Annotated in this window: 23 protein-coding genes; 3 read left to right on the top strand and 20 right to left on the bottom strand. The window is 38.8% G+C overall.

The annotated features are described in order from the left end of the window. The 10 genes from FA727_RS01275 to FA727_RS01230 all read right to left on the bottom strand — a co-directional run bounded on the left by FA727_RS01275 (position 1) and on the right by FA727_RS01230 (position 12,962). Complete coding sequence (locus FA727_RS01275; protein ID WP_246041650.1) at positions 1 to 1,002, bottom strand: branched-chain amino acid ABC transporter permease; 1,002 nt, start codon at positions 1,000 to 1,002, stop codon at positions 1 to 3. Between the two features lie 5 nt (positions 1,003 to 1,007). Further along, positions 1,008 to 1,868 (bottom strand): branched-chain amino acid ABC transporter permease, encoded by an 861-nt coding sequence (locus FA727_RS01270; protein ID WP_136828932.1) that lies wholly within the window; start codon positions 1,866 to 1,868, stop codon positions 1,008 to 1,010. Positions 1,869 to 1,884: 16 nt separating this feature from the next. Beyond that, positions 1,885 to 2,592 carry an ABC transporter ATP-binding protein gene (locus tag FA727_RS01265; protein ID WP_136828931.1) on the bottom strand — a complete coding sequence of 236 codons (708 nt, stop codon included), beginning with the start codon at positions 2,590 to 2,592 and terminating at the stop codon, positions 1,885 to 1,887. Then, on the bottom strand, positions 2,589 to 3,344 hold the full coding sequence (locus FA727_RS01260; protein WP_136828930.1) for an ABC transporter ATP-binding protein: 756 nt from the start codon (positions 3,342 to 3,344) through the stop codon (positions 2,589 to 2,591). The genes FA727_RS01265 and FA727_RS01260 overlap by 4 nt, the downstream gene beginning before the upstream one ends. A gap of 233 nt (positions 3,345 to 3,577) precedes the next feature. Further along, positions 3,578 to 4,774 carry a substrate-binding domain-containing protein gene (locus FA727_RS01255; RefSeq protein ID WP_438646617.1) on the bottom strand — a complete coding sequence of 399 codons (1,197 nt, stop codon included), beginning with the start codon at positions 4,772 to 4,774 and terminating at the stop codon, positions 3,578 to 3,580. Between the two features lie 459 nt (positions 4,775 to 5,233). After that, positions 5,234 to 8,470, bottom strand: coding sequence for a winged helix-turn-helix domain-containing protein (locus FA727_RS01250; RefSeq protein ID WP_136828929.1), 3,237 nt, complete (start codon positions 8,468 to 8,470; stop codon positions 5,234 to 5,236). 102 nt (positions 8,471 to 8,572) lie between these two features. Beyond that, positions 8,573 to 9,106, bottom strand: coding sequence for a signal peptidase I (gene lepB / locus FA727_RS01245; protein WP_136828928.1), 534 nt, complete (start codon positions 9,104 to 9,106; stop codon positions 8,573 to 8,575). Positions 9,107 to 9,150: 44 nt separating this feature from the next. Continuing rightward, positions 9,151 to 9,723, bottom strand: coding sequence for a TVP38/TMEM64 family protein (locus tag FA727_RS01240; protein WP_438646616.1), 573 nt, complete (start codon positions 9,721 to 9,723; stop codon positions 9,151 to 9,153). A gap of 82 nt (positions 9,724 to 9,805) precedes the next feature. Then, on the bottom strand, positions 9,806 to 10,759 hold the full coding sequence (locus FA727_RS01235) for an LCP family protein (RefSeq protein ID WP_136828926.1): 954 nt from the start codon (positions 10,757 to 10,759) through the stop codon (positions 9,806 to 9,808). Positions 10,760 to 10,982: 223 nt separating this feature from the next. Next, the gene (locus tag FA727_RS01230; protein ID WP_136828925.1) at positions 10,983 to 12,962 is read right to left on the bottom strand and encodes a S9 family peptidase; all 1,980 of its coding nucleotides are present in this window, start codon (positions 12,960 to 12,962) and stop codon (positions 10,983 to 10,985) included. A 195-nt stretch (positions 12,963 to 13,157) separates the two neighbouring features. On the opposite strand from FA727_RS01230, the gene FA727_RS01225 reads away from it, so the two are divergent. Beyond that, positions 13,158 to 13,517: a YhjD family protein gene (locus FA727_RS01225; protein ID WP_136828924.1), complete on the top strand. Its 360-nt coding sequence runs from the start codon at positions 13,158 to 13,160 to the stop codon at positions 13,515 to 13,517. 3 nt (positions 13,518 to 13,520) lie between these two features. Here the strand turns inward: FA727_RS01225 and FA727_RS01220 are convergent, their stop codons facing one another. Then, positions 13,521 to 14,072: a competence protein ComK gene (locus tag FA727_RS01220; protein WP_136828923.1), complete on the bottom strand. Its 552-nt coding sequence runs from the start codon at positions 14,070 to 14,072 to the stop codon at positions 13,521 to 13,523. 223 nt (positions 14,073 to 14,295) lie between these two features. On the opposite strand from FA727_RS01220, the gene FA727_RS01215 reads away from it, so the two are divergent. After that, the gene (locus FA727_RS01215) at positions 14,296 to 14,532 is read left to right on the top strand and encodes an IDEAL domain-containing protein (RefSeq protein WP_136828922.1); all 237 of its coding nucleotides are present in this window, start codon (positions 14,296 to 14,298) and stop codon (positions 14,530 to 14,532) included. A 95-nt stretch (positions 14,533 to 14,627) separates the two neighbouring features. Here the strand turns inward: FA727_RS01215 and FA727_RS01210 are convergent, their stop codons facing one another. The 4 genes from FA727_RS01210 to FA727_RS01195 all read right to left on the bottom strand — a co-directional run bounded on the left by FA727_RS01210 (position 14,628) and on the right by FA727_RS01195 (position 18,107). Continuing rightward, positions 14,628 to 15,560, bottom strand: coding sequence for a hypothetical protein (locus FA727_RS01210; RefSeq protein WP_136828921.1), 933 nt, complete (start codon positions 15,558 to 15,560; stop codon positions 14,628 to 14,630). 86 nt (positions 15,561 to 15,646) lie between these two features. Then, positions 15,647 to 16,927, bottom strand: coding sequence for a M48 family metallopeptidase (locus FA727_RS01205; RefSeq protein WP_136828920.1), 1,281 nt, complete (start codon positions 16,925 to 16,927; stop codon positions 15,647 to 15,649). 159 nt (positions 16,928 to 17,086) lie between these two features. After that, positions 17,087 to 17,392, bottom strand: coding sequence for an AzlD domain-containing protein (locus FA727_RS01200; RefSeq protein ID WP_136828919.1), 306 nt, complete (start codon positions 17,390 to 17,392; stop codon positions 17,087 to 17,089). Beyond that, positions 17,382 to 18,107 (bottom strand): AzlC family ABC transporter permease, encoded by a 726-nt coding sequence (locus FA727_RS01195; RefSeq protein WP_136828918.1) that lies wholly within the window; start codon positions 18,105 to 18,107, stop codon positions 17,382 to 17,384. Before FA727_RS01195 ends, FA727_RS01200 begins: the two co-directional genes overlap by 11 nt. A 109-nt stretch (positions 18,108 to 18,216) precedes the next feature. Between FA727_RS01195 and FA727_RS01190 the strand changes: the two genes are divergently transcribed. After that, positions 18,217 to 18,768, top strand: coding sequence for a helix-turn-helix domain-containing protein (locus FA727_RS01190; protein ID WP_136828917.1), 552 nt, complete (start codon positions 18,217 to 18,219; stop codon positions 18,766 to 18,768). A 332-nt stretch (positions 18,769 to 19,100) separates the two neighbouring features. Here the strand turns inward: FA727_RS01190 and FA727_RS01185 are convergent, their stop codons facing one another. From FA727_RS01185 to FA727_RS01165, 5 genes are all read right to left on the bottom strand, one after another. Then, the gene (locus tag FA727_RS01185; RefSeq protein WP_136828916.1) at positions 19,101 to 19,895 is read right to left on the bottom strand and encodes an ABC transporter ATP-binding protein; all 795 of its coding nucleotides are present in this window, start codon (positions 19,893 to 19,895) and stop codon (positions 19,101 to 19,103) included. Further along, a complete protein-coding gene (locus tag FA727_RS01180; protein ID WP_136828915.1) occupies positions 19,870 to 20,898 on the bottom strand; it encodes an ABC transporter permease in 1,029 nt (342 codons plus the stop codon). The genes FA727_RS01185 and FA727_RS01180 overlap by 26 nt, the downstream gene beginning before the upstream one ends. Positions 20,899 to 20,968: 70 nt before the next feature. Further along, positions 20,969 to 21,967, bottom strand: coding sequence for an ABC transporter substrate-binding protein (locus tag FA727_RS01175; RefSeq protein WP_136828914.1), 999 nt, complete (start codon positions 21,965 to 21,967; stop codon positions 20,969 to 20,971). Positions 21,968 to 22,389: 422 nt separating this feature from the next. Continuing rightward, positions 22,390 to 22,782: a GNAT family N-acetyltransferase gene (locus FA727_RS01170; protein WP_136828913.1), complete on the bottom strand. Its 393-nt coding sequence runs from the start codon at positions 22,780 to 22,782 to the stop codon at positions 22,390 to 22,392. A 112-nt stretch (positions 22,783 to 22,894) separates the two neighbouring features. Continuing rightward, positions 22,895 to 24,448: a fatty acid--CoA ligase family protein gene (locus FA727_RS01165; protein WP_136828912.1), complete on the bottom strand. Its 1,554-nt coding sequence runs from the start codon at positions 24,446 to 24,448 to the stop codon at positions 22,895 to 22,897. Positions 24,449 to 24,632: the final 184 nt, after the last annotated feature.

Here is a 24,632-nt window from a genome sequence, read left to right as displayed (position 1 = left end):
TTAACCAGCTGCCTTTTGTTGCTCTGATTTTTCGATTACACGCTTTTTCGATTTCATCTTTATATTCCTTACTGTCCCGACAATTCCTCGTGGGAAAAACATCACAACAAGAATATAGATAATGCCAAAAAAGATAATCCAACGTTCGAAAATCCAATGAACCTTTGCAAGCTCGGTTAACCAATGGTGAGCAAATTCAATCAATCCTGCGCCAATAATCGCTCCGATTAACGTACCAACACCACCAATTATCGTCATTAAGAGAGCATCTAACGTAATGTCCATCGTAAATACACTCGTGTTCACAAAGCGCAACGATACGGAGTAAAGGATCCCTGCAAATCCGGCCAAAACACCTGAGACAACACTTGCAATAATTTTGTATTGAATAACGCTATAGCCTAAGGATTCTGTTCTTTGTTCATTTTCCCGAATTGCTTGTAACACCTTTCCTAGAGGTGAGTTTGTAAAGCGGTTTAAGAGTAAAAATACGACAATCATGGAAACGAGACAGATGAGGTAAAAATCTAATCGATCTCGAAATAATTCAGGCGTTCTAAAAGTAAAACCATCATTTCCATGGGTCAATGTGCGCCATTTTTCAGCCAATACCAAAAACAAACTGGCAAAGGCTAATGTGAGCATAGCGTAGAAATGGCTTTTTAATCGTAAAGTTAATAATCCTACTACATAACTAACAATAGCTGTGATGAGAATCGTTATGACGACGGCCAGTAAGAAATAAGGTAAGGTGGGTTCAAATTGTTTCATAAAGATCCCGACTGCATATGCTCCAATTCCAAAGAACATCGCATGACCAAACGAAACAATTCCTGTGAATCCCAACAATAAATCATAGCTCATGGCGAAAATCGCAAAGATAAATACTTGAGTGAACAGAATCATCATCGAGCGAGAATCATTCATAAATGGAAAAAGGATAAGCAAAATCGCAATGAATGTATAAACAATGTTTTTTCTTTGAACAAATATTGATTTCACTTTTCTCACCCCTTCCACCCAAATAAGCCTTGTGGTCTAAAAATAAGTACAACGGCCATTAACAGCATGTTTGCAGCAAGCGCTAAGTCAGGCACATAATAGGCCATAAAGGATCCAGATAAACCAACGAGAATGGCTGCTAAAATAGAGCCTGGGAAACTTCCCATTCCACCAATAACAACGACAATAAAGGCGAGAATCGCAAACTCCATGCCCATCTCTGCATGAATAACACCTGAATATGGACCAAGGAGAACTCCACCAAGCGCGGCCATTCCAGAACCAACCATGAAGACAAGCATAAAGACTTTCTTAATATTGATTCCAAGCGCTTGCACCATCTCTTTGTTCATAACCCCAGCGCGAACGACAAGACCAATTTTTGTATTTTTCAACACATATTGAACAGTTACAAACACAAGGAATCCAACAGCGATGATAAATAGACGGTATTTAATAATAATGATTCCGCCTAATTCAAAGCTTCCTTTTAAGAAATCAGGTGCCGTTGCGGAAAGCTGATTCGGTCCCCAAACGACCTTTAATAATTCAGATAAAACAAGCATGAGACCGAGAGTAATTAAAATCTGCTGCACATGATTACCATACACTGGCTTAATTATGACCCGTTCTGTAATCAGCCCTAAAATTAATCCCGTAACCACGGCACCGAGAATGCCGATGATAAAACTACCGGTTGTAGCATAGAGCCACGTGCCACTATAAGCTCCCCAGGCAAACAATCCTCCATGGGCAAAGTTCAATACATCCATCAATCCAAAAATCAGCGTTAGCCCTGCAGCTAATAGAAAAATGAGCATGCCCGTCGCCAATCCATTTAACGTCAAATTAAAGAAAACATCCAATTCCTCTTCCCCCCCTTTACGCAATACCTAAATACTTTCTCCTCATCTCATCGTCTTCTTTTAACACTTCCATCGCACCATTTTGTACCGTCTGACCATCGTCAATAATGTAAAATTGGTCCCCAATCGTACTCGCCATCATGAAATTTTGCTCGACAAGAACAATCGTTGTTTTATCCTTCATTTCGATGATTGATTCCATCACTTTTTCCACGACAATCGGAGCCAGCCCCTTACTTGGTTCATCGATTAAAAGAAGCTCATTATCGTTTACATACGCTCTTGCAATCGATAGCATCTGTTTTTGCCCTCCACTTAAAAGACCACCGGGCTTCTTCCAAAACTTCTTTAAGTCAGGAAACAAATTTAAAATATAATCAAGACGCTCTTTTGTCCTGTCACTTTCATTTTTCATGGCGACCTTCAAATTTTCTTCAACTGTCAGCTCGGAAAAAATCCCCTGATCCTCCGGAACATATCCAATCCCCTTTTGCGCTACAGAATACGTCGGGAGTGACTGAATTTCCTCATTGTTAAAAGTGATCGTTCCTTTTGTAGAGGGATTTAAGCCCATAATTGTTCTTAGTGTCGTCGTTTTACCGGCACCATTTCTCCCAAGAAGCACGGTTACCTCTCCTTTTCGTACTTCTAGTGAAATGCCTTGTAAAATATGAAACTGACCAATATAGGTTTCAACGTCTTCTAGCTTCAATTGGATACTCAACTGTGAATCCCTCCTAGATAGGCAGACTGAACGGTTTCATTTTGCATAATCTCTTCAGGAGTACCATCTGCAAGCAAGCGACCGTTAAACAACACCATAATGGAATCAGATAAATCCAAGATCATATCCATTTTGTGCTCGATTAATAGAATCGTTCGGTCACCTTTTTCTTTAATTCGTCGGATCACATCTAAAATCGCAGGTACCTCTTCCAATGACATTCCTGCTGTTGGTTCATCTAACAGCAGAACCTCTGTATTTAACGCTAGTAACATCGCAATCTCTAATTTTCTTTTTTCACCGTGGGCCAAATTGATCGCTAGTGTCTCTTGTTTATCCTCCAGCATCACCATTTCAAGCCATTCCAGTGCCTTTGCCTCTAAGTCTTTATATTTCTTAAAATGAGAAAGGATTTGATAACGAATACCTGCTTGAGATTGAACAGCCAATCGTACATTTTCCAATACCGTCAAATTCGGAAACACATTGGTAATTTGAAAGGACCGTCCAATTCCTTTCCTTGTCCTTTCAGTCGATGAGAGTTTCGTAATATTCTCTCCGCGGAAAAAGATCTCCCCTTCTGTTGGAGAAAGCTGACCACTCAACAAGTTGAAGAATGTCGTTTTCCCGGCTCCATTCGGACCGATGATCGACTTAAATTGATTGGCAGAAACTGATATCGTCACGTGATCGACAGCAATATGCCCACCAAAAGCAATGGTTAAATCCTTTGTTTCAAACAATGTCTCCACCTGAAAACCTCCTTTTTATAAGAAAAGCGAAAGGCGCCCGCCTAACGGCGACCAGCATAAGACGAACCGGCGTGAAGGTTGTTCTTTAACCTTCTCGACGGATTGGCTTATGACCTCGAGTCGTTGGCGCCTGAAGCTGGACAATTTTCAAAGTCAAAATTTATACTTTCTTAGCCTGATAGATAAACAATGAACTTCGGTAAGATTACCGAAGCTCATTGTCCGTACTAATGCTAATTCCTAATTGGAGGAGCAGTCTCTTCCGGACTCAATTCACGAATTAAAACTGGGACTGGATATGGAACCCCATCTTTTTTCTCCAGTTTAATCGCGTAAAGTGCCTGTAAAGCCTGATGATCCTCTGGTCTGAAGGTCATCGTGCCTTTTGGTGTGTCGAAACTCATGCCTTCCATTGTTTCAATTAGCGTATCCGCATCTGCATCTCCCTCTGTTTTCTTGAGGGCTTCTACAATTGCAATGGCCGCTGTCATGCCTCCTGGTGTAAATAAATCCGGGACATCGCCATTAAAACGTTTTTTATGTTCTTCAACGAGCCAGGCATTCATGTCATTTTGCGGTAGGTCATGATAATAAACGGTGAATCCTTCCATTCCAATAAGTGGCTCCATTGTCGCTAATGCCGCGATATCTGGTGCACCAGTGGAGATCTTGATTCCTTTTTCCTGCACTTTCATGTCAGCTATTTGATTCCAAGGAGAGTTTGCCCCCGCCCATACGACAAATAAATAATCCGGTTTTGCATCAATGATTTTTTGAATATTAGAGGTAAAATCGGTTGCATCTGCAGGAGCATATTCTTCATGAATAATTTCTGCTCCAAGTTTCTCAGCAGCTTCTTTGAATGCTGCTACTCCATCCCATCCAAAGGAATAGTCCGGTGCAAAAGTAGCGATTTTAACACCTTCACCAGCAATAGCAGCAGCACCTGCTACTGCATCTTGTGAAGAGTTACGCGCTGTGCGGAAAATGAATGGATTAAACTCTGAGCCTGTAATACTATCAGCCACTGCAGGCTCGACAATCATAATTTTTTCGTATTCTTCAGCTAGTGGAAGCACGGCTAATGTGTCTCCTGAGCTGGATGAACCAACTAAGAAATCAACCTCATCTTCTTCTAATAGTTTTGTAGCTTTTTGAACGGCAACTTCAGGCTTTGTTTCGGTGTCTTCTACGATGTATTCAATTTTGCGTCCAGCTACTTCCATCGTTCCATCTGTTGCATATTCTAATCCAAGTTCAAATCCTCTTAATGTCTGCTCACCATATGCTTCTAGTCCGCCTGTTTGTGAGGCAAGTAAACCAATTTTAATCGGTTCTTTTGGTGCTTCTTCTGTTTCTGTAGTTCCTTCTGTTCCTTCGTTTCCTTCAGACTCAGTTTGTTCTGAATTGCTACATGCGCTTGCAATCAAGAATAGTGATAAAAAGAATGCAAAAAACAGGCTCCGTTTCAACGTTTTCACAGTGGTTCTTCCCCCTTAGATTTTTTCAAAGACTCTTTGCATACTTATCTTGTTTCTTTCCGCTCCAGGCATTAAGTCTTGCACCTTCCGCTCCCATCGACAAGATGTGTAAAGCATGGTCCTTACCATAAGCTATCGAGCTTTGAAGCTATCATAAATGGCACAGGTTACATTTGAGTTACAAAGAAGCTCTTTTCTCAAACATTGTTGCTTTTGAAACAAAATAACAAAGAATAGTGTTGTTTTATCTTGGATATTCAGCTACTAGATTTGAGAAAAGAGCAATGGAATCTCATATAGTATTTCTAAATCTCATATACAGGTGCAAAAGTCGGCTATTGGACTTTTGCGAAAAAACACAATCTACACGAAAACTGCCTAAAAAAAACAACCCATCTTCTGGGTTGCTCAAATCGGTTCAATATTCTCATCTGCTTCAAGAATCATTTCATACATGTGACGAGTTGGCTCGAGAGGAGTAACACCTAACTCTTCTTCTAATATGTCACAGCATTTTTTATACCATTTCATCGCAAAGGGACGATTGTTTTTTCGATAAAAACAAAACATAATTAACCGGTATGCCTCTTCCCACGTCTGGTCCTTTTTAATAATTCGTTCACACCAGTAAATCGCTTTATTATAATCCTCTATTCGCACGTACAATTGGGCGAGCTTTTCTGCTCCTCTTAAAAAGAGTACAAGTAAGCGCTCCCGTTCATTTAAGCACCAATCATCATATGGCCGTTCATGTAAATAATCTCCTTTATAAAGTTGGAGCCCCCGCTCTAAACATGAAATGGCTTGCTCCCTCTCACTCTCATCAAGCCCTAGTGTGACCCACTCTTCAAATTCTGCTGCATCTAATTCAATTCTAGCCGCGACATTTATTCCGTATGTAGCCCCTTCTCTAATGACAAAAAATGGTGTTGAACGGGCTTTGCGATTCGGCTCTAAAGCGCTGTGCAACGCATTTAACGCAACTTTAAAATCTCTTGTCGCACCTTTTTCATCTAAGGTTGGCCATAGCTTTTGAAAGATTTCTTCCTTCGTAAACATGTGGCGTATATGGGTCATAAATAACTGAAGCAGTTCCTTTGCTTTTCCTCTTTGCCAATCTTTTTCTTCTACTTCTTTGTTCCCGAGCCACACCTTAAATTGCCCCAAAGCTTTTATTCTAAGAGTATATCCTGGATGAGACTCAAGCCGATATATGCCCATATCCTGTAAAAGCTTTCCTGTGTAACCTGAAGAAATATTTTTTTGATGTGCTTCAATTAATAACGGGGCAAAGATTTGCAGGTCTCTTGGGCCAAAGAGAGTTCTTTTATGAAAAATATATTCATAGTTTCCAAGACGTACATTTTTTAAAAACTGAAGCATATATTTCTTAAAATTCTCTTCATCTTGCCCTAAAAAAGCACAATAAGATAGCCAAAAAAAGCTCAGCATTTTCCCATATTCATCTTGGCACTCAACGAACATTTTTTCCGCCTTTTGAAAGTAAATAAATGCTTCCTCAAGCCGGTCGTTATTTATAGAGGCAATCCCCATTCCTAACATAATTAAAGATGAAAGCCACAGATCCTTGACCTTTTCCGTCTCTTGCAGGGCTGCTTTTCCCATTTCAATGGCACGCTCATATTCTCCCTTACTTCCATATAAAATACATAACCCCATTAAGGGCTCAGCTTTTCCTCTCTCTACTTGAATCTGTTCCATAATATCTAACGCCGTTTCATAGCATTTTTTTGCCAAAGTATTTTCATAGTGATGAATGAGTTGAACTGCATGACCCATTCGAATCCAACCACAAGCTTCCACAAATGGGGAATGAATTTCAATTCCGTATTGAATTCCAGCTTGCGCCAATTTCTTGGACTCCTCATCATTTCCTTTAAATGCTTCAATAAGTGCTAATAATAAATCGGTCTCACGATGAGACTGGGGAAGTTTTTGCATATTCGATAACTTTCTCGCTGACAGTAACGTTTTTCTCGCTTCCTCTAACCGACCTGTCCGTAAATAAAGTCTTGCTTCTAAATTCCCATCAACAATATTTTCATGGAAGGCTTGCGCTCTCTTTATCCATTTCTCCGCCTTCTTTGCCTGCCCTGAGTTGATTAAATTCTCTGCTAGCAACCGATACAGCTTATGAGTTTCTTCTTCGGGGCTTATATCACTACTTTCTCGAATTTCAATCGCCTGATACAATAAGCGTTCCGCATTGAACGGCTGAATCGTATCAAGAAATATTTGTGCTTTTCCTTCTAACGCTTTGCTTTTTCCGAGCTGATTGCCTCTTTTATCAGCCTCCACAATCGCCCGATCATATGAAACAGATGCTTCCATATATAAAGAGCGATAACGCTCCACCTCACCTTGCAAAAACCACAGCTTGAAAAATTGATCCTTAATTTCATCCGGAACTTTACTTAAACGGTCGTATAAGCTTTCTAGCTTTCCACTCTCAAGAAGCTTTGAACCGTAATCATTTAAAAGTGCTGCAACTGCTTGAATATTACCCATTTTTTCATAATGTCTAATAGCCGTTTCCCATTGTTCTTTCTTCTCGAAAAAACGAGCACATCGTTCATGAATTAATGCAAAACTTCGAGGTTGATTGGTTCGTAACTGTTCCTCTAGAAATTCTTTAAATAACGCATGATAGCGAAATTGATTTTCCCCCAATTTTTGGATAAATAGATTTCGCTCATGTATTTGCTGTAGCATCTCTCTCGAACCAGTAAGCCCAAGTACCTCATTGCATATTTCTTCGTCAATTTCCTCAAGCACACTCGTTTGCTCAAGAAACTGTTGAATCATTGGTGGCTGCTTTTCAAATACCTCTAACGCTAAATAGTGAAATAAATCCTCTAATGAAAGCGAGGATTCTTTAAAAACCAGCTCCGGATATTCAGGAATTTGCTGGGCCACCATCCCTAAAGCAATCACCCATCCTTCAGTTAAACGATACACTTCTTCAAGCTGTACTTCTGTTAAGCTAAGCTGATAAAAATCATACAGTAGGAGCTCGACTTCCTCCTTTGTTAACACGAGATCTTCTTTACTTATTTCTAGTAGTTGATTGCTTACTTTCATTTTCCGAAGATATTTCCAACGCGGTCTACTTCGACTTGAGACAATCAGATGTAGATTTTCCGGTATGTGCTCTAATAGTTTCTCCATCCAGTGATTAATGTTGTAAGAGTGCTCGATTTGATGAAAATCATCTAATATTATCGTTATCTCATCTTCTAAGCTAACTATTTCATTTATAAAGAATGTACATAGCTGGCTAATTTCTTCTTCACGGATAAATGGGTTCATTTTATCCATATATTCAGCTAGTTCCTTACCAAAAGACGGAGCAATACTCTGCACAGCAGCTATTACATAGGTCAAAAGAGGGACAATATCATCATCAGAGGAGGTGATCGAGTACCAGCAACAACGAATTTTTTCATCATTAACATAAAGTGATATTGCAGTACTTTTTCCATAGCCAGCACCTGCATGAACAAGCGTAAGCGGATACCTTGAAATCGTTTTCATTTTTCTAGTAAGCCTTGCTCTTCGAATGGATTCCTCACGAAATCTTGGCGGAATGAGCTTCGTCTTCATAACAGCCAGTTGCTTTTTCATCGTCTCCCCCCTCTGTAATTTTCTGATTTTTCTTTCTTATTAGTGTAACACAAAAAGAGAGACCCGAAAATAATCGAGTCCCTTCTGTTTGCTTCCATTTTCCTAAAAAGACATATCCATATGATCAATTGGCCAATAGCGCAAGTTCACTTTACCGACTACTTGCTCAACAGAGATAAAGCCGAATTGACGACTATCGTAGCTTTTTAATCGATTGTCTCCAAGGACAAAAAGCTTCTCTTTTGGCACTGTTAAGGTAAAATCCTCTGTTAGCCTTATTGCGAGGTGTTGTTTACGATATTTATCGAGGTAAGGTTCATTCACTTTCTTCCCATTAATAATCAGCTGATCGTTTTTGTATTCAATTTCATCTCCAGGCAAACCGATAATTCTTTTAACATAATCTTCTTCCTCGTTTGCATGAAAAACAATGACATCAAAGCGGTTAAAATCTCCGATTTGATAGCCAAGCTTGTTGACAATCAGCTTATTTCCGTCCTCGAGAGTTGGTCTCATCGATTCACCCTCTACGACATAATTAGAAAAGAAAAATGCACGAATGAAAACAACTAAAATAAGACCAATTCCCACTGCTTTTATCCATTCAATCCCCTCTTTTTTTACCTCTTCTCTCAACCCCTTCACCTCCAGGAAAATTTAGCTATATGTAGAATTTCGACTTAACTAATTTGTTTTTCCTTTTCCACGTTTTTATTTAGTCTGATTTCAATTTGTTTCCCCACAAGCCACAAGATAAAAATGACGACGCCTACAATGGCTGTTCGGATAGGCTGTGTAATAAGTGAACGAATATCATAGCCAACAAAGCTTATCGTAAAAATCATCACCATTTTTCCAGCTATTACGGCTAGCATATACTGATAGATGCTTATTTTCGAAAGACCCGCCACTATATTGACAACGGCTGATGGCGTAAATGGAAAGCATAGTAATAAGAATAATGGTCCAAATCCATGTCTCTCCAACCATGCCATCAATTTTTTGACTTTCGGGCTCTTTTTTAAAAAGGAGAGGAATCTTTTTTGCCCATATCGACGAATAAGAAGAAAGACAAGCAACGCTCCTACAGATGCTCCTACCCAAGAAAAGAGAAATCCAAACCATAACCCAAAAGCATTGGCGTTCGCCATCACAAAGATCACCAATGGCAGAAAAGGCAAAAAGGCTTCTAACATAGGTAATAAAATCCCTGGAATTGGTCCAATTGCACGGTAGTGTTCGATTACTTCCATTATATTTTCTAATGTGAACCATTCTTTTAAAACTTCAACTTCCACTTAAATATCTCCTTTAAAAACATGAAAGACTTCGATTTTATTCTATAGGACTTTTTTGTTCTACAAGAAAATCATGAATCGCTGTTTTATTTTCTTCTAAGTCAATGGATAGAACTGATGCCCCTTTAATGGTTGCATCCTCCCATGAATGATCAACTGGGATTCTCAAAGAATCGATATTACGATTTTCCTTGGATAAAAAGTCTTTCCCAATATACAGCATATCTCCGGTGTCCATATTCGTATTTATGAAAGGTGTGACAACACCAACCAATTTTGGTAGCTTCGGTATTGTTTGAATGCTTGTCAGCTGGCTACCTATCTGTTTGACTACCTTTTGTTGTCGCTCAACTCTTCCGAAATCCCCGATGGCATCGTGACGGAATCGAACGTACCCTAATAGATGTTCGCCATCTAGGTATTGAACACCAGGCTCAAGCGTGACACCAATATTTTCAGACATTTTTTTCTCAACATCGATTTTTACGCCTTTTGGAAAAGCTTCATCAACTAAATGAACAAAGCCTTGGAAATCCACGATGGCATAATACTGAATATCTAAGTCAAAGTTTTCTTTGATTGTTTCTCTAAGTAATTCTGGACCACCAAGTGCAAAAGCGGTGTTGATCCGATTCTCACCATGACCTGGAATTTCGACATAAGTATCCCGCATAATGGAAATTAACTTGTACGAACCTGTATCCGGATGATATCTCGCAACCATAATTGTATCTGCTCGAGACTGTTCTTCTCCACGAGAATCACTACCAAGGAGAAGGACATTCGTTCCTCCATAACGGTCTTTTTCTCCGTTAAATTCATATTCTTCCTGTACAATCGTTTGGTTATCTACTTTGTCTAACGATTGCGATACCCCTTGTTTATATTGAAAATAACTATAGGAAATCGCCCCTACCACCAATAGCAAAATAATGAGGAGGAACACTTTCCATTTTCTTTTTTTCTTTTTCACTTGTCTCTCATATCTCATTTAAAAAATACCTTCCATTTAGAAATTTTACTCCATACAATATTGGACATATTTTTTGCTCTAGAGGTTTCGATTTATGACGAAATGTTTTGTAGATTCTAATAAAAGTTGATTAATTCAAGAGTACCAAAAATAGAGGGATTTTTCTAATTTGAAAGAGGACTAGTATAGCCCGAGATAAAAAGAACCGCAAAACTTGAAGCTTTGCGGTTTCGTCTTCTTATTATTTAATATACTCACTGAACCAATTTAAAATGTAATTTAATCTAGCAATTCTTAAAGTTGGTTTTCCACTTCTTGAAAGCTCATGATTCGATTCTGGGAAACGAACAAACTTTGTTTCTTTCTGACGATGCTTCAAGGCAATATAGAGTTGCTCTGCTTGCTCAATTGGGCAACGGAAATCCTTTTCACTATGAAGAATGAGGAGTGGAGTCTCAACATTATTCACATAAGCGAGTGGTGAGTGCTTCCATAAGGTTTCTGCATCCTCTAATTCGCTCTTAATTTGCCATGCATTAAAATAGTAGCCGATATCACTTACACCATAGAAACTGATCCAGTTGGAAATGGAACGTTGGGTAACTGCGGCTTTGAATCGATTTGTATGGCCAACGATCCAGTTTGTCATGAAGCCTCCATAGCTTCCACCTGTTACACCAAGCTTCGTTTCATCGATAAAGTCGTATTTCTCTAGAGCATAATCGACTGCTTCCATTAGGTCTGCATAATCTCTTCCACCATAATCACCACGGACTGCATCAACAAACTTTTGTCCATAGCCATGACTGCCTCGTGGGTTAATGTATAACACAGCATATCCAGCTCCCGCTAACATTTGAAATTCATGGAAATAGGAATTCGCATACATCGCATGCGGTCCACCGTGAATTTCAAGAATAAGTGGATATTTCTTTCCTTCTTCAAAGTTGGCTGGCTTCATGATCCAACCATGAAGGTCCCAATCATCCTTCGATTTAAATTCGATTTCCTCTACTTCTGCTAGCTTCACTACATCTGTGTATTCTTTATTAACCTCAGTTAATTGCTCTAGATTTCCTGTCGGTACATCTAAAAGGAACATTTCTCCATGTAAAGTTGGCTTACTAATCGCTACTACTGCTCGATTTAAAGTTCCTCCTGTTGTTAGTCCGTACACATGTTGGTTTTCTAATAGGGCTGGATACAATTCTCCCTGTAGTGAGCCGTAATAAACAGCCGTATTCCCATGATCAGAAGCAAGGAAATAGAAACTTTCATTATTCTCAGTCCAAAGTAGACCTGGTGATACGGCTCCTTGTTGGAAATCTCCAATTGCATAGTCACCAATCAATAAATCAGTGTCAGCTGTTAGACAAGAAAGTTCTTTTTGCTCTGTATCGTACACCCAAATCTTACTTAGGGTCGCATTGTCATACTCTCTCTCATGCCCAAGTAGGCCAATGTATTTTCCATTCGGTGACCACGTAACACCACCAAAATAGCCATTACTATTTGTAATTTTTTCAAGCTCTTTTGTCTCAACATCTAATAAATACACATCACTTATAAAAGAGAAATCCAAGTTCTCGCTTAGGTCTGTTAACACTGCTAGATGTTTCCCATCTGGTGACCAGCCTTGAAGATGATAATCGTTTTTCCCTTTTGTCACTAATTCTGTTTCACCTGTTTCTAGGTCAACTACAGCAATTTGTGAATAATTTCCATTCCAGAAGCCTGCAGAATCAGATTTGTATTTCATTTTATCTACTTCAAGTGGAACTAATTTCTTCTCTTCTTTTTTATCCTTTTCTACTAACTGTTCGTCTTCACCTAGAGAAACGTTGAAGGCAATTTTTTTTCCATCTGGAGACCAAACTGGATTAGATGCTCCATTTGTACACTCAGTCACTTGACGAGCCTCTCCACCTGTTGCTTTTAATACAAAAATTTGATTTTTCCCACTACGATTGGAGACAAAAGCTACTTCTCCCTCTGTTGGTGACCAGCGTGGAGAATGGTTACGATGTTCCCCGTATGTCCATTGAATAGGAGTTGTTTTCTCTTCTACATCTATGTAATAAAGATTCGAAACATATTCGTCCTTTTCTTCAGAGATCTTTGTCTCCACATACACAAGATCCTTACCATTACTGCTTAGGCGTGGGTCGGCCACTGATTTCAGCTTGTATAAATCTTCTGCTTTTAAGTACTCTTTTGTCATTTCAATCATCCTCCATTTTTAGCTTCCCTTTTATTTCGATAATTGAAATAATTTCTCCTGCTTTTTCTACATTTTTTTTTACAAACTTTAAATGGGAAATTATTCTTTTCACTTTGAGGAATTATTCACTTGCCAATTGCATATAATTTTTATAAAATAAAAACGAACATTTGTTCTATTAAGAGGTGAATGAATATGACGAGGATTCCTGAAGAGGATCGGGATATCATTGAGAAGGCTATTTATCTGCCTATGGTCCTCACCATTTTAAATAGAGATTTGACCGTTATCCATAAGAGTCCTTTTAAACTGAAGGATCCTTATGTAAACCTCATTGAAAAAACAATGAAGACCATCCAAAATGAATTATCACAGGTTAAGCAATATATGAAAAAAAACAATTTGAAGGTTTTCGAATTAAAACGTGACGAAGCCTTTACTATGTATACGTTTCTCTATAAGGGCTACGAAGAGCACCACAATTACTTCAATCCAAGAATTCGTAACAAAGTTCAAGAGCTACTAGAGTTTTACTTAACCCATCTTAGTATTTAGAATTTACCAATAATAATTTTCTTGTTCTTCCGCCGAATTTGATTTTCGAATCTTACTTGAATAGATCATTTTAGCTGTAGGAGTATCTTTGCTTTTTAAAATCTTTGTTTTAAGCATCACGGTTCGTATCAACTGGTTTTCAAAGGAACTAAGCGAAATAGGAAGTGGGATAAACTGATTGTTACTGAATTTAACAATCGTCGAACAATGTTCTTCTCCTCTTTTGTAATCGACAACATGTTCATGTGCTACCCAAACACAATGGGGATTTTCAGGTGATGTTGTTGGGAACATATAAATAAGTGGGGAAACAGCAATGGGAACTTTTTGGACTGCCCCTATAAGCTTCCTCGCTGCCACCTTTCTACCGTCATAACTACTTCCATAGCTATAACAGCTTTCCTTGACAATCTCAAGGGGCTTGAATGGAGAGATTGAATCCTCTTCAAGCTCATGAATCTTTGTAAATATTCGACTTCCGTACACAATAGGTAGCAAGATAATTGTCGAAGAGTTTATTTCGTATTCTTCAATTAACAGCCTCCCATTTTCCATATATCCATCTCCTTATGCCTCAAATAACTCTTGTATCGGGACTTTCGTCTGATCCAGAGTTTCACTACTATCATAACAAGGATATTTGAAATTTTGTCGAATCTTGGCAATAATTCAAAAAACATTCATTATTCCGTTTTATTTTTCTAAATTTTTAAATAATTTAATTGATCGCTTACCGAAAATCCTTTATAATATCAAAAAGGCATCAGGGGTGATTTCGGTGAGAGAACAATCTTATACAGAATTTATGAAATCCGGTGCAATGAATCGCAAAAAGTTAAAGGAAGCGTATGTGCTAAACTTATACATCGATATGATTTTATCAGAAGCTCTGCTCAAGTCAGAGAAGGAAAAATTAACAAAACGTATTGACAAGGCCATTGACGAGCAGGACAAAAAAACCTTCCTTCAGCTATCTACAAAGTACAAGGAACTGAACAAAAAATTTGGCACGTAAATAGGATATCCACTCATTTAAAAAGCTGTCTCCAAAGGGTCGCCCTTTGAGACAGCTTTGTTTTTTTGAGTACGACATGGATTTTCCGCATGACCTCATGAATGAAGATACGATAACCGGTCCTGAACCACTTTCTGTAGTTCCACTTGTACACGATTTTTTTCTGTTTTTAATTCCCTCTGTAACTCTTCCAATCTTTCTAGACAATCTGCCACTTGAGAAGCAGATGCCGAAATTCTTTCCTGGACCATCCAGTCCGAAAAAACATTATCAAAGAAGAGATCTGCGATATGTAGAAAATCAGATACCTCCAAATTTGTGGTTAATTCCTTTCCAAGATCGTTAAGCTCGGCTTGCAGGCGCTTCAAATAATACTGAGCAGAGTGCAAAACTTCCTTTGCTTCGTCCATATGAGATCTCTTAATTAAAGTAGACATGAGCCCTCCGCCAGCCATATCCATATAGCCCCAGTTTTTGGCACTCGTTAAAGAACTATCTGCCTTTTCCAATGCCTTTTCAGCTTGTAAAGCTGCATCATTTGCTTCATCGAGTTCCTTTAATGCCATTTCCAAATTTATCTTCTGATCCATCAAATTATTGAGTAGTGCACTAAGGGCTGGATCAGATTCATGGATGAGCTGCTCTTTTTCCATCAACACAGCCTTAAGGCGTTCATCTACATCGCCAATCTCTTCAATCTTTGCATTCAAAGCATGCATATCTACATCCAACTCTGCTAGCTTTTGTTTAGACTCCTCATACAGAATTCTTGCTTTAAACGCCTCTTCTTTTTCCTTTTCAAGACGCTCTTCCTTTTTTCCAGCAATCATATGAAAAAATCCTGAAAGGGAAACACCTTCGAGCTTATCCACGTCCTTTAATTCTTTTTCTAATCGTAGTCTCAAGCTTTTTCCGTTATCAGCTTCGTGTTGCCGCTCTCTCTGAAGCTCTTCTAATCTTCGAAGAAACTTTTCCTTTAAATATTTTTCTTGTTTAAGCTCCATAATTTGATCATCTAGTTCTCTCATAATTTCGCCCCCTAAACTAATAATACTACTTACGATATTCATTGGAAAAAGTTTCAAATGAAAAACAGAGCCCAAATGGACTCTGCTTATTCCTGACTCTCTCTTCTTTTTTCAAGCTCATACTCTTCCAGCATCGAAATTCGTTCAAGCATTGTTGGGTGTCCATACCTAAAGAGTTTGACTAAAAGTGGTGGATTAACCTGGCTGAGTCCGGCTCTGCTCAACTCCTGAAAAGTCTTCACACCTGCTTCTACGTTATCTGTCATTTCAATCGCATATTTATCAGCTCGCGATTCTTGATAGCGTGAAACAAGATTAGAAAACGGACTAGCAGCAAACATCAGCACCGATAGAAGCAGCAAAAACAAAGGGAATGAACGGATATCATTAACTCTTGGAATCCTAAGAACTTCTCCCCATTTGGCAACCACGATATTCATGAGCCTAGCGACTAGATACAGCCCAATTAATGATAGAAGTAAATAGCCAGCTATCCCGATATAGAGATGCTTTTCCACATAATGGGCCATTTCATGAGCCATTATGAATAAGATTTGATCATCCGTTAACCGATTTAATGTCGTATCCCAAAGAACGATCCGGGAATTTGCTCCAATCCCGGTAACATAGGCATTCAACGAATTTGTTTTTTCAGCCATGTTGACTTCAAACACATGCTCAGCTGGGATATTAGCTTGACTGGCAAGTTCTAATATTTTGGCTTCTAATTGCTTGTCCTTTAACGGGTAAAAGTCATTGTATAACGGGTCGATGACAACAGGCTGAAGGAACATCACAAATAATGTAAATGGCACTGACAATAGCCATGCATATAGCCACCAACGTTTTTGACTTTTACTCATCAACCAGTAGACTACGGCAACAATGATCAACATCGTTCCAAAATTAATCCAGAAATCAATCAACTCATCCTTCATCCATGAGGGAAACGATTGAGTCGAAATATTATAAGACTTCGATAGAGAATGGCTGATATAGCTTAATGGGAACGTAACTGCATAAGCAAATAAGGAAAGCCAGAATGTATAGATCGCCACTTGGACCATTTTAAACTTTGAAGACTGACCTGCCCATTTTTTAAAAGCGCCAGAAAGCCCCGTTAATAAAACAAATATATAGAGTAGCCATTCAAAGGGTGTACTTAAGAAAAACAATAAATTTCGTATTTTCGAATATTCTTCACTTAATGTGAGCTCACGTCCATTCAGAAAAGTTGCTGGATCTGCGCTTGAACCTTCGTATTCAAACGGTAAACTTGAATCGGCAAAATAGAACAAATACCAATAAAAGAATAGACCATATAGAATGTACGAGAGTATGCCATATAATCCAATTTTTCTAGCCATCCCATTCCCCCTCCGCGTTGTAAAAATGAACTACTCGTTGGACAACCACTCTATTATCATTTTAGTAAAAAAAATAACATTTAGAACTGCAGACTACTCATTAGCATCTCAAAATCTCCAAATAAAATCAAAAAAAGCTAGCTCTCACATGAACTAGCATCAAATGAAAAAAGAATACAAAGATAAGACAGCAATTGACCCTAATACGACGACAATAACATTTGCACCAATGAAGGAAATAAAAATCGCCACAGCTGCTCCTAAAATCCCATACCAAATATCTTCGTGAATAAAAAGAATTCCTGGAAAGATAAGAGCGCCTAATGTGGCGTACGGAACATTTTTTAATACCCCTTGAAGAAATTCAGGTAATTCCTTCCCGCGAAAAAGGACAAAAGGAAGCATTCTTGGAATATACGTAGCGACTCCCATGCCAATGATCATCCAGACGATCTCACTCTGCATTCTTTGTCACCCTTTCTTTCATCATCACGATTAATTCAACAAGGACTGCTGAAAGCAAGGTCGCCGTGACAATCGCCCATCCCGTTGATAAAGCATTCGTGATCGTAAAAATGGTATTAAAAATGGCAGCTAATGCAGCTAAAAATACAACCTTTACTCCATTCTTCATAGATGGCACTAATAGCGCAACAAACATAGCATACAGAGCAACAGACATGCTTTCTTGAAATATTTGCGGCAAGCTTGCACCAACTGCATGACCGATTCCTGAAAAAACAACCCAACTTAAATAAGCAATTAAGTTTAAGCCGAACATATACCTTGCTGATACAGTCCCTTCCTTGACTGCAGCTACTGAAAAGGTCTCATCGGTAATCCCAAATGCATAAGCTGCTTTTACTATTGGCTCATCCTCTTCACTTTTTTCATTTAAAGAAGCTGACATAAGAAAATGGCGGATATTCACAATGAAAGTCGTTAAGATAATTTCAAATGTTCCTGTGCCTAACGTTAGTAAGCTCAGTGATATATATTGGGCAGCCCCTGCATATACGACCAAACTCATTAATAACGTTTCTCCAATTGAGAGCCCTGTTGTCTTGGCAAGCAAGCCAAATGTTAGAGCACCAGGTATATAACCAATGCCAATACTGATTCCAGCTTGCATACCTCTTCTAAATTCTGTGCCAGCTTTGTTTAAAGCAATATCTTGCATCCGCCAACCCCCCATATGTATGTGTACCGTTTTTGTACTTAACTTAAAATTCTGATAAAATATATTATACATACGTGCGTTATATTATACAATGATTTTGGAGGAGCAAATGGAAAACATTCAAAAAAACATTGGCGATAATTTAAAGGCCATTCGGAAGAATCGTGGTGCCAGTCTGGATCAAATAGCCGAATTAACAGGGGTTAGCAAAGCGATGCTCGGGCAAATTGAAAGAGGAGATTCAAACCCAACAGTTTCAACTTTGTGGAAAATTGCACGCGGCTTGCAAATCTCTTTTTCTTCCTTGATTCAGGAAGAAGACTCAAATATAACAGTCGTGAAGTTAGACAGCATTACTCCTGTGACGGAGAGTAATGGAGATTATCGTGTATATTCGATTTTTCCATTTGACCCTCGAAAAAAGTTCGAAATCTTCACTGTTGAGGTTGAACCAGGTTGTACGCATATTTCTGAAAGACATAATGAAGGGCTAGAAGAACACATCACTGTGATGAGCGGAGAGCTTGAGTTAGCCATCGGGGAAGAGCGGTTTATCCTTTCTACAGGTGATTCCATTCGCTTTCTAGCTAATAAAACACATAGCTATAAAAATACTAGTACAGTGCTCACGAGCTTTCAATTGGTTATGCATTATCCATAATTGTATTCAATTTTGATGGAGTTTCTTTATTAATAGAGCAATGGACCGTCATGTTACATTTTTTAGCGTAACTTCTTTTTTATCGGAATCATGAGCCTCTCATGGTTCCCTTTTTCAATTGCCATTTCCCTTGTTCGGCACCATGAACCTCTCATGATTCCCTTTTCCAGTTGATACTTCCTATTATCAGCATCATGAACCTCTCATGGTACACTTTACTTTATTCTTATCTGCATTTGGTTTTCAGGATTCTAATATTACATTTATCAACAAAACTCCTCTAAAGACAGCAAAGTGCTGTCGCACACTCGACAGCACTTCATCTGACACGATTAAATTAACACGGTTCTATCACTGCTCAATTTCTCACCACGGATGCGCTGGAATTCCTCAAGAAGCTTATCAACTGTAAGCTGTTGCTTTTGTCCTTCATTCGCTTGGAAAATGATTTGTCCTTTATCCATCATAATCAAGCGATTTCCCAACTCCAATGCCTGCTCCATGTTATGTGTAACCATTAACGTCGTCAGCTTAAACTCTTCGACAATATCCTTTGTTAATCGTGTAATTAACTCTGCCCGTGATGGATCTAGTGCAGCAGTATGTTCATCCAATAGTAAAATTTTCGGTTCTGTAAAGGTTGCCATCAACAATGATAGAGCTTGGCGCTCTCCTCCAGACAACAGTCCCACTTTCGCCTGTAAACGATTTTCCAATCCTAAATGAAGGATTTCTAATTTTTCTTTAAAAAATTCTCTTCTCTTTTTCGATACGCCTCTTGCTAAACCGCGAGATCTAGTTCTTGTATAAGCAAGTGCTAGGTTCTCCTCAATCGTCATCGACGGAGCCGTTCCTGCCATCGGGTCTTGAAATACACGACCGATAAATTTAGAACGTTTATGCTCTCTTACCGTTGTTACATCAGTTCCATCGATTTTGATCACTCCAAGGTCAGGCACAAGCTTCCCTGAAATCATATTCATCAATGTCGATTTTCCTGCACCGTTACTCCCGATTACCGTCACAAAATCACCTGGTTTGAGCGTTAAATTGACATGGTCTAGAGCAATTTTTTCATCTGGTGTACCTTCATTGAACACTTTATATATCTGATTTAATTGCAGCAAGGCTTTCACCACTTTTCTCGTTCGCTTTTATATTTTTCTTCGATGCTAGTAATCTCTTTCTCTTCTTTTGCTTATCTTTTTGCCAATCGATCACTTTCGGGATAATAAGAGCCGCCACAACGATAATAGCTGTAATGAGTTTCATATCCCCCGTTTCTAAAAACTCCACTCTAAGGGCAAGAGCAACGATAATACGATATAAAATCGCTCCACCGATGACTGCAAGGGTCGCTCGTACAATGCTTTTTGCACCAAACACTGCTTCACCAATTATGACGGACGCGAGACCAATGACGATCATCCCGATTCCCATTCCAACATCACTAAAGCCACTGTACTGACCGATTAAGGCCCCTGATAAGGCAACAAGTCCATTCGAGAGACCTAAACCAAGCACCTTTAAATAATCCGTATTGGCTGAAAAGCTTCGAATCATCGTTTCATTATCACCTGTTGCTCGAATTGCTAAGCCAATGTCGGTTTTTAAAAATTGATCGATTAACACTTTTACTACAAAGGCTAGAAGAAGCATAATGATGAGAATGCCCCATGTTTTAGGAACAAAAGCAGAAAGACCGATAGAATTAAAGAGTGCCTGTATACCATCGTCAATTTTAAGACCTTTCCAAAAATCCGTCATTTGCGTAATCAATGTTTCTTGATTTAAGAGTGAAATATTTGATCTGCCCATAATTCTTAGATTGATAGAATACAAGGCAATCATCATTAATATCCCGGACAGCAGAGGATTTATTTTCCCCTTCGTATGGAGTAACCCTGTGATACACCCGGCAATAAAGCCTGCAACAAAACCCGCAATTGTCGCCACAAAAGGGTTCGTTCCTCCGATAATCAGCATTGCTGCTACTGCTGCTCCTGTAACAAAACTTCCGTCCACCGTTAAATCAGGAAAATCTAATATTCTAAAAGATAAGTAAACCCCTAAAGCCATAAGTGCATATATAGCACCAGCTTCAACAGAGCCAAAGATAGCCGTAAACATAAAATCTTCCTCTCGTGGAATTTAAACAAAGGGCTTTCCTACTAAAAAGTAGAAGCCCTTTGCATTCTTTTTACTCTAAAAACTCGGCAATATCGTTCCATTCTTCTTTCAATTCAATGTTCATTTCTTCTGCTGCCTTTTTATTGATGACTAGCTTTACTTCCGTCGGATATTGAGCTGGAATATCCGCAGGAGTCTTTTCACCTTTCAAAATTTCAACAGCCATTTTACCAGTTTCGTAGCCAATCGCTTCATAAGAAATACCGAAAGCAGCAAAGGCTCCCTTAGCAACTGAATCTGTTTCCCCTACAAATAGTGGAATGTCGTTTTCATTTGAAACTTGAATAACAGAATCTAGTGCAGAAACCACGGTATTGTCAGTAATGATATAAATGACGTCAACCTTGCCGATTAAGGACTCAGCAGCTTGTTTTACATCAGCTGTCGTAGCAACTGAGCTTTCCACTAACTCGACATCCTTACCTTCTAATGCCTTCTTAATTTCTTCTACTTGAACATTGGAATTTTGTTCTCCTGTGTTATAAATCGTTCCGATAGATTTAGCACCAAAATCTTCGACGATAAAATCAACTGTATTTGGAATCGCATCAGGATACATATCGCTTGTTCCAGTGACATTTCCACCTGGCTTTTCAAATGATTCGATTAAGCCAGCACCAATTGGGTCAGTAACTGAAGTAAATAAGATTGGAATATCCGTTGTTGCATTTAGTGCACTTTGCGCACTTGGAGTTGCATTTGCAAAAATTAAATCCACTTTGTCGCCTACAAAGTTATTGGCAATGGTTAGAGTATTATTCGGATCCCCTTGGGCACTTTGATCATCATATTCAACTTTTAATCCAGATTCTTCTAGAGCCTTTTTAAATCCTGCTGTTGCTAGATCAAGTGATGGATGCTCCACATATTGCGTAACCCCAACCTTATATGTTTTTTCTGAATCTCCACTACCTGAAGAGCCTCCATTGGATTCCTCCGCTCCACACCCACTTAATATAAGTGCTCCCATAATTCCAACAGCAGCTACTGCTTTGAATTTTTTCAACATTTTTTATATCCCCCTATTTTCCTCTCACTTTGTCGCTTTTATGCTTTTGTGCGCTAAATAATAATATATAACTAAAATTATATAATTACCTTCTATGGTATTTCAAGTGTTTTTACACAAAGTTATAAATTTTTCGAAAATAATATTTTTGTGATTAGAAGAGTTCACACTATCTAGTGGATAATTGATGGGATATTAGCCGTTGAGGGTTGAGTTGAACTTCATTTTCATACTCTAATTGAACTCAGCCTCTTTTGACTGACAAAATTCCTTTCTCGTCACTGAAATCTGTCACTCATTCCTCACTTGATTGACAAAATTCCTATCCGCCTAAGCATTGTTGGCAACCAAACATCTCTAACTAACAAAATCCTACAAAAACAAATAAAAGCTGGCCATCACAATGCCAGCTTGAAAAACTTCTAATCTACTTGCCATACTCCACCTGCACTAGGGGTAAACCCACAAGTTTTATAAAAGTTTGTATTTTCCTCTTCAAATGAAACTGTTACGATGCCTAATCCAAATCGCTCAGACTCATGCAATAATGCCTTTACCAGCAATACTCCAATTCCTTTCCCTTGATATTCAGGATGAACCATAATATCCTCCATATAGCCATGCTCTAAGCCCATGCCACAAACATAGCCAAATGCAATCAATTTCTGATTTTCATCTCGAACCCCTGCCCAGAAATTACAACGTTCAAATAAGGCTGGATAATCCTTATCGCGTCTCCCCCATCCCACCAAAGCTCGCAATTCAGGCACTTCATGATTCGCTATCTCCATGTTGATCAAAACTTTATAGTTCATTTAATCGCTCCCTTATTGAATTATCATCTTAAATTCGTCCAGCAACAGCTTTACTCCTTCTTTTATACAAATAAAAAGGCGTTCCTGCATATGACAGAAACGCCAACAATCATTAATTTTTCGTAACTTGATCCTTAAGCGCTCTACGCAAGATTTTTCCTGTTGTATTCTTCGGTAGCTCTTCTAAAAATTCGATTGCACTCGGAACTTTATATTTCGCTAAGTGCTCACGGCAATAGGCTAACACATCTTCTTCAGTTAAACTAGGATTCTTCTTAACAACATAAGCTCTTACTGCTTCACCTTGATTTGGATCAGGAACACCAATAACAGCAACTTCAATGACATCTTGATGATTGTACAATACCTCTTCAACCTCACGAGGGTATACATTGTAACCACCGACAATGATTAAATCCTTTTTACGGTCCACAATGTAAAAATAACCCTCTTCATCCATGGTCGCCATGTCCCCTGTATGGAGCCAACCGTCACGAATCGTTGCAGCTGTTTCCTCGGGCATTTTATAATAGCCCTTCATGACATTCGGACCACGTACAATCAGCTCTCCCGATTGCCCTGGAGGAACTTCTTCTCCAAGCTCGTTGACTACTTTATTTTCAACATGGACGATGGATTGTCCGATCGAACCTGCTTTTCTTGGACGATCAAGTGGATTAAAGCAAGTTACTGGAGATGCCTCAGATAATCCGTACCCCTCGGAAATCATAACGCTGAACTTTTCTTCAAAGCTTTTTAAAAGTGCAACCGGCATAGCAGCGCCACCAGAAATGCACAATCTTAAAGAATTTAAATCCTTTGGATCCCCATCTGGATATTGATAGAGGAAGTTATACATTGTAGGAACTCCAGCAAAGACAGTAGGTTCATATTTTTTTGCTAAACGGAAAATTTCCTTTGGACTAAATCTTGGATCAATCAAAATTGTTGCACCACTTAACAATGGTGCATTTAACGATACAGTCAAACAAAACACATGGAACATTGGAAGAGTCGTGATTACCCGATCATCTTCATTCATATGCAAGTAAATACCAACATCTCTCGCATTGGAATATAGATTCTTATGGGTAAGCATCGCCCCTTTTGGCTTTCCAGTCGTTCCAGAAGTGTACAAGATAACTGCCACATCATCCTCATCTAGTTCAGGTCCTTGAAAGCTTAGATCACCTGTAGCTAATAAATCGGTAAACGATTTCAATTTTGGATAAACAGATAACTGCGTTACGTCCACATTTGCTTCCTTGCCTTGTGGAGTTTCACAAATGATGTAGTTTTCCACCTTTGGTAGGGCATGATGAACTTTCTCTGCTAAAGGCACCATTAAATCAAGTGCAATAATCGTGTTGACATCTCCGTTATTCAAAATATAACCGATTTCGTCTGGCGTGTAGATTGGATTGATCGGAATCACCGTAGCACCTAATCGCAGCGCCCCATACATGCCAATGACAAAAAATGGCGAGTTCCCTAATAATAATCCAATATGATCCCCTTTTTTGACTCCAAGCATTTCTAATCCTGATGCAAATTTTGTGATAGCCTCATCAAGCTCGGCATATGTACTTGATTGATCCATAAAGTAATACGCTGGTTTTTGAGGTAATCGTTTTGCTGTTTCATGCAGTTGAGAAGATAAATTCATCTACTCCATCCCCTTTGTTTGTTGTGAAGGCCTTCCCGCAAAAAACTTATTAGGATGACTAGGAGGAGTGTATCTTCATGCTGTTTTCCAAATATTTGCGAAAATGTTCACAAATAAAATAAATTTCTAAATATATTATATTGAAAGAAAATTATATACACAAGAGAAAACGCATACATAAATG

The organism is Robertmurraya kyonggiensis (assembly GCF_005116465.1).
GTDB classification, from domain to species: Bacteria; Bacillota; Bacilli; order Bacillales; family Cytobacillaceae; genus Robertmurraya; species Robertmurraya kyonggiensis.
Note: the sequence above shows the minus strand (reverse complement) of the source record. Positions and strands in the feature narration are given on the sequence as shown.